The sequence below is a fragment of the Alkalibacterium pelagium genome, from assembly GCF_900109325.1.
Lineage (GTDB): Bacteria > Bacillota > Bacilli > Lactobacillales > Carnobacteriaceae_A > Alkalibacterium > Alkalibacterium pelagium.
Window position 1 is genome coordinate 1 of the sequence record NZ_FNZU01000033.1, and the last position, 1122, is coordinate 1122.

General features: G+C 52.8%; 1 rRNA gene. It reads left to right on the forward strand.

From position 1 onward, the window contains the following. Nucleotides 1-1122, forward strand: a 23S ribosomal RNA gene (locus BMX79_RS12395); the annotation flags it as partial.

A 1122-nucleotide genomic window follows, 5' to 3' on the forward strand; every position in this document is an offset into this window, starting at 1 on the left:
AGTAGCGGCGAGCGAAACGGGAAGAGGCCAAACCAGAATGCTTGCATTCTGGGGTTGTAGGACCGGCGATATGGACAAGAGACGATAGCAGAAGCAGCTGGAAAGCTGTGCGAGACAGGGTGACAGCCCCGTATGCGACATCGAACCTTGCCTAGCCGGGATCCTGAGTACGGCGGAACACGAGAAATTCCGTCGGAATCCGGGAGGACCATCTCCCAAGCCTAAATACTCCCTAGTGACCGATAGTGAACCAGTACCGTGAGGGAAAGGTGAAAAGAACCCCGGAAGGGGAGTGAAACAGCACCTGAAACCGTGTGCTTACAAGTAGTCAGAGCCCGTTAACGGGTGATGGCGTACCTTTTGTAGAATGGACCGGCGAGTGACGATGTCATGCAAGGTTAAACCGAAGAGGTGGAGCCGCAGCGAAAGCGAGTCTGAATAGGGCGTAGAGTATGCCGTCGTCGACCCGAAACCAAGTGACCTACCCATGTCCAGGGTGAAGATGCGGTGAAACGCATTGGAGGCCCGAACCCAAGTACGTTGAAAAGTGCTGGGATGAGGTGTGGGTAGCGGAGAAATTCCAATCGAACTTGGAGATAGCTGGTTCTCTCCGAAATAGCTTTAGGGCTAGCCTCGGATAGTGCATCATGGAGGTAGAGCGACTGTTTGGACTAGGGGCCCTTATCGGGTTACCGAATCCTGATAAACTCCGAATGCCATGTTATGTAGATCCGGGAGTCACACTGCGAGTGATAAGATCCGTAGTGGAAAGGGAAACAGCCCAGACCGTCGGCTAAGGTCCCCAAATTCTTGTTAAGTGGAAAAGGATGTGGGGCTGCTTAGACAACTAGGATGTTGGCTTAGAAGCAGCCATCATTTAAAGAGTGCGTAATAGCTCACTAGTCGAGTGGCCCTGCGCCGAAAATGTACCGGGGCTAAACAAGATACCGAAGCCACGGATAGAACCATTGGTTCTATGGTAGGAGAGCGTTCTAAGGGCGGTGAAGCAAGATCGTGAGGACTTGTGGAGCGCTTAGAAGTGAGAATGCCGGTATGAGTAGCGAAAGACGGGTGAGAATCCCGTCCACCGAATGACTAAGGTTTCCTGGGGAAGGCTCGTCC